Genomic DNA, 4,993 nt, shown 5'->3' on the forward strand with positions numbered 1-4,993 from the left:
GAGGGGAGAGGGATAGGGTGAGGGTGAAATTGGCGGGCAATATTATTACTCTTGCTAAAAACCTTAGAAAAAGAGCTACCACCCACCCCTAACCCCTCCCAACAAGGGAGGGGAAGCTCTTAGGCCGACGCTGTCGGTACAAAAGGAGATGAAACTTAACCCATAGCACTATAATCTGTAATGAGCTTACTTTTTTAACTTGACTTTGAGTAGATACGTCTTTTCTAAGGGTAACCCTTATGATTGCTTATTTGGGTAATTATTTAACCCTTCGGCATAAAGACAAGCCCTAACAGATAACTTCTATCTTGACAAAGCTGGAGGGGCACGTTGCCACGTGCCCCTCCAGTAAGGGCGATTCGCGAATCGTCCTTGCAAAAGGAGGAGGTTGGGGCGAATAATTATTCGCCCCTACTAAAGAGACTCTACCCATAAATACTAACGTGACAAGGCACTAGATCCTTTACCAGCATCGAGTATCGAGCATCGAGCATCCAGCATCCAGCATCCAGCATCGAGCATCGAGCATCGAGCATCGAGCATCGAGCATCGAGCATCGAGCATCCAGTATCGAGCATCCAGCATCGAGGATCGAGCATCGAGTTGCAGCGGGAAGCCGCCCTATGAAGTATATAGAATGTATATCTCATCTTCAAATTGAAGACCTCAGAAAGATAATAGAGGTGAATAATATAAAATGCAGCTCGCCTTCCAGGGCCGTTATTATGAAACAAATCTTGGCGCATTTTACTGATCGAGAATTCTTAAAGCGCCTTTTAAACAGGTTTGAACCGATAGAGAGGACTGCCCTGGCGCTTCTCATTTTTTTTTCAGATAAGGATGGGGTTGAGTCGACAAGGTATGATTTATCCATAGGCAGGTTAAGAAAAGGAAGAGGCAAAAGAGTTAAGGAGATTATTGAATCCCTTATCCAGAGCGGCTTAGTCTTTATCCGTGATCTGAATTATTATCGTCAGGCCTACTTTATCCCTGATGATTTGAAATCTTTGCTGGTTGAGCCACTTATGGAAGGGGTGGCGGATCGATTGAAGACGGTTGAGACAGAGCCTCCATTTACTGTGGATGATGGTCTGGCCTTAGAACGAGACATCTTTACCTTTCTGGCCCATGTCAAACGAGGGGGCGTCAGATTAACCCAGGCCGGGGAGATATTTAAGCGAAGGAAAGAAAATATCCTGGCTGATTTTGAGAGGAAAGAAGATATTAGGACAATTTACTATCATTATCCCACTTACCCTACCCGATTCGGTTTCATATTAGACTTTTGCACCTGTCAGGGCCTTATCGAGATTGACTCATCGGTTATGGTTACTACTGAAAAGGTAACCGATTGGCTCAAGCTCGGCACGATCGAGAGAATGCGACGCATTGCCCACCATTATCTTACCAGTACTTACCTGCATAGTGACTGGGGGGGGTTAATTTTCAATATTATTTCCCAAGTAAAGGGCGGCGGCTGGATAAAGATTGAGGCCCTGGATAAAGAGGTTAGCGCTCTTTTCGGGGATGGCTTCTATGGGATTTCAGAGATGATGCGCCTGTTTCTGCTTAATTTTATTCTCTTTTTAGGTGTAGTCGCCCTGGGGGGACCTGGTCCAGACAATTTTACTGTCGTGAGGGCAACTGCTTTGGGCCGGGCTGTTTTGAAGAGAGAAGAGCAAGGTTTCTCGGCGCCAGTGGAGAGGTCTTTTTCCCTTCAACCCAACTATGAGGTCCTGGTTCCAAGGAACATTGATCCCCTTATTCGCTGGGAACTGGAAGAGATAGCCGTATCCGAAAAGACGGATCAGATGATGGTCTATCGAATCAGCCGGGATTCTATTCATCAGGCCTTCAAACACGGCAGGACCGAAGAGGATATCATCTCTTTCTTGAGCCGGCACACTAAACAAAGGCTTCCTCAAAATGTAGAGTATTCCATTCGGGACTGGGCCAGGGAATATGGACGTATTTACTTTCTTAATGCCTTTCTGCTCCGATGCGATTCAGATTCCCTGGCCGGACAAATTAAAGGATCAAAGAAGATCGGCCCCTTCATTAAAGGGGAGATTACTCCCAAGGACCTTATCATAAATGGCCGCGATTATCCGAAGCTGGTCGAGGCCTTAGAAAAAGAGGGCTATATGCCGAGGGCCGGCGTGGAGAGGGTGTAATTAATAATTAATAATTTAGGTAACCGTTCAGCCACCAAGGCACGAAGACACGAAAAAGTATGTGTCTTAGAGAACATTAGAACAATAGAACAGCAGTTCTGAGACTTTCAGAAAAATCTTTAACTACTGCTCTGCTGCTCTATTTTTGTGTCTTAGTGTCTTTGTGGCTGAACACTTACTAATTTAGTTATGCGATTAAAATCCTTTTTGATAGAGACGGGTCAAATAGCTATTCTATTGGGGGAGATGGTGGTTCAGATGTTCAGACCGCCTTTCAAACCGGATCGGATAATAGCCCAAATGGTCGAGATTGGAGTCAATACACTCCCCATCGCTACTATTATGGCCATTTTTACCGGTATGGTTCTGGCTGTTCAGACCTATCATCAATTCAAGAAAGTGGGTCTGGAGATATACATTGGCAGTGTGGTGGGGGCCTCGATGTGTATGGAGTTAGGGCCTGTTCTGACCGCTATCATTGTGGCCGGCAGAATCGGTTCCTCCACGGCGGCTGAATTGGGCACGATGAAAGTAACCGAACAGATAGACGCCCTGCGAACTATGGCCGTTGACCCGGTTAAATATCTGGCTGTGCCCAGGCTTTGGGCCGCCTTGATTATGCTGCCTCTCTTGACCATCTTTACTGACTTTATTGGTATGTTTGGGGGATACGTGATGGGGGTTTACCGATATGGGGTTAAGTCCGCCCTTTACATAGACCGAACCACCTGGTTTCTTGTCCCCTGGGATATGCTTAGCGGTCTGATTAAGTCTGTTTTTTTTGGGGTAATTATCATTGTTATTGGCTGCCATAAGGGGTTTATGGCCCGAGGTGGAGCAGAGGGGGTAGGCAAGGCCACTACCTCGGCGGTGGTGACTGCTTCTATTCTCATTCTTATCTTTGATTATTTTCTGACCGTGCTCCTGTTTATTAATAGAGGATAGGGACTTGATAGAACACAGAATACAGAATACCTATCAGGTCATTTGACCCCCAGATAAATATGTGGTAGGATTTATCAAAAATCTAATGTAACTATTCTTACCTCCTTAAACAAGGCATCTTATTCTCCTTTGTGTCCACTTCTTGTGGACATAAGCGTTTCCCCTGTTCTAATCTTTATTACATTCTCAATAGGGAAGATAAATATCTTCCCATCCCCTAACTCACCTGTCCTGGCTGACTGACATATTGTCTCAACCACCTTATTAACCCTTTCATCCTCTATGATTATCTCCAATTTAATCTTTGGTAGCAGATCAATCTTATATTCTCCAACCCTCCATTCAAGGGTTATTCCACCTTGTTCTCCCCTTCCTTTAACCTCTGTAATTGTCAAACCAACAATACCCTCACGAGACAAGGCGTCTTTTACCTCTTGTAATTTTTCCTGCCTGATTATTGCCTCTATCTTTTTCATATTATTGTCTCACCATGTTGGGAAATATCAAGCCCAACAACCTCCTCCTTATCACTTACCCTGAAGCCAATAACTATATCAACCAGCTTTGTCAGAATAAATGTAGCCACAAAGGCGTAGATGGCTACGATTACAGTCGCATAGACTTGAATTAAAAATTGGTTTAAATTCCCATAGAGTAATCCATTTGCACCTGCTGGATTTATTGCCTTGTTGGCAAATATTCCTGTGGCTAATACTCCCAGTATCCCACCTATTCCGTGACAGGCAAATACATCGAGGGAGTCATCAATACCTGTCTTCATTCTCAAGACAATGGCATAATAGCCAAGAAAGGCAGAGACAATGCCAATGATAATGGCTGATAAAGCTCCTACATAACCAGAGGCAGGTGTAATCGTAGCCAGTCCAACAATACAGCCTGTAGCAAAACCCAAGGCACTTGGTCTTTTGTAATTCCAGGATAACAACATCCACATTAATCCACAAGCACAACCTGCAATATTTGTAGTCAAAAAGGCGCTTGCGGCAAGTCCGCCGGAAACCAAGGCACTCCCTCCGTTAAAACCAAACCACCCAAACCACAATAAGAATGCACCAATAATGGTAAACGGGATATTTGATGGCTCATAGGTTGTTTTCCCATATCCTTTTCTTTTACCTATAACAAGGGAAGCAGCAAGGGCAGATATGCCGGCACTAATATGCACAACCACTCCACCAGCAAAATCTAATACCCCCCATTTCCGAAGCCATCCACCTACACCCCAAACCCAGTGACAAACAGGGTCATAAACAAATGTTGCCCAAAGGAGCATAAAAACCAAAAACCCACCAAAACTTACCCTTTCTACATAACAGCCGGTTATTAAGGCGGGAGTGATTACGGCAAACATCATTTGAAAGAGCATAAAGGCAATGTGGGGAATTGTTGGGGCATAATCAGGATTTGGTGTTTGTCCTACACCGTTTAATCCCAGAAAATTTAAGCCGCCAATTATACCATAAACATCTTTTCCAAAACATAAACTATAGCCATAGATTACCCATTGAAGGCTTATTAAAGATAAGGTTACAAAAGACATCATCATAGTAGAAAGGACATTTTTCTTACCAACCATCCCACCGTAAAACAGCCCCAATGCAGGTGTCATAAGCATGACAAGGGCACTTGAGATTAAGACCCAGGTTGTGTCCCCTGAATTTATCATCATAAGTATAAAAGTAAAGAATTAGCCCTTTTGGTAACCCTGGTCTTTAAATTTTTCCTCTAGGGGACATGGGGTAGAGTAGAGAACTGGCGAGTTACCCTCTCCAATAGCCTTAGGTGTCCTGCAATCTGTTTGCTCCCCGTTTCCAGGGAGTGCCTTAGGTACAGGCCGCCATCCACCGTAGTAC

Annotated in this window: 5 protein-coding genes; 2 read left to right on the forward strand and 3 right to left on the reverse strand. The window is 44.4% G+C overall.

Features of this window, described 5'->3' with window-relative positions; translation table 11 throughout:
• Positions 1-438: 438 nt before the first annotated feature.
• Positions 439-585 (reverse strand): phosphotransferase, encoded by a 147-nt coding sequence (locus tag AB1797_13060; GenBank protein MEW5768515.1) that lies wholly within the window; start codon positions 583-585, stop codon positions 439-441.
• A 38-nt stretch (positions 586-623) separates the two neighbouring features.
• On the opposite strand from AB1797_13060, the gene AB1797_13065 reads away from it, so the two are divergent.
• Together AB1797_13065 and AB1797_13070 are read left to right on the forward strand one after the other, a co-directional pair.
• Positions 624-2,174, forward strand: coding sequence for a helicase-associated domain-containing protein (locus AB1797_13065; protein MEW5768516.1), 1,551 nt, complete (start codon positions 624-626; stop codon positions 2,172-2,174).
• Positions 2,175-2,363: 189 nt separating this feature from the next.
• The gene (locus tag AB1797_13070; protein ID MEW5768517.1) at positions 2,364-3,119 is read left to right on the forward strand and encodes an ABC transporter permease; all 756 of its coding nucleotides are present in this window, start codon (positions 2,364-2,366) and stop codon (positions 3,117-3,119) included.
• A 119-nt stretch (positions 3,120-3,238) separates the two neighbouring features.
• On the opposite strand, the gene AB1797_13075 is transcribed toward AB1797_13070, so the two are convergent.
• Both AB1797_13075 and AB1797_13080 read right to left on the reverse strand, forming a co-directional pair.
• Positions 3,239-3,595 carry a P-II family nitrogen regulator gene (locus AB1797_13075; protein ID MEW5768518.1) on the reverse strand — a complete coding sequence of 119 codons (357 nt, stop codon included), beginning with the start codon at positions 3,593-3,595 and terminating at the stop codon, positions 3,239-3,241.
• Positions 3,592-4,809: an ammonium transporter gene (locus AB1797_13080; protein ID MEW5768519.1), complete on the reverse strand. Its 1,218-nt coding sequence runs from the start codon at positions 4,807-4,809 to the stop codon at positions 3,592-3,594. Before AB1797_13080 ends, AB1797_13075 begins: the two co-directional genes overlap by 4 nt.
• Positions 4,810-4,993 lie beyond the last annotated feature (184 nt).

This window comes from bacterium (assembly GCA_040753085.1).
GTDB lineage: Bacteria > UBA9089 > JASEGY01 > JASEGY01 > JASEGY01 > JASEGY01.

Excerpts from the sequence above, each read along its gene's own strand:
- AB1797_13060 (MEW5768515.1), bottom strand. The coding sequence starts at position 585 with ATGCTGGATGCTCGATACTGGATGCTCGATGCTCGATGCTCGATGCTC.
- AB1797_13065 (MEW5768516.1), top strand. The coding sequence starts at position 624 with ATGAAGTATATAGAATGTATATCTCATCTTCAAATTGAAGACCTCAGA.
- AB1797_13070 (MEW5768517.1), top strand. The coding sequence starts at position 2,364 with ATGCGATTAAAATCCTTTTTGATAGAGACGGGTCAAATAGCTATTCTA.
- AB1797_13075 (MEW5768518.1), bottom strand. The coding sequence starts at position 3,595 with ATGAAAAAGATAGAGGCAATAATCAGGCAGGAAAAATTACAAGAGGTA.
- AB1797_13080 (MEW5768519.1), bottom strand. The coding sequence starts at position 4,809 with ATGATGATAAATTCAGGGGACACAACCTGGGTCTTAATCTCAAGTGCC.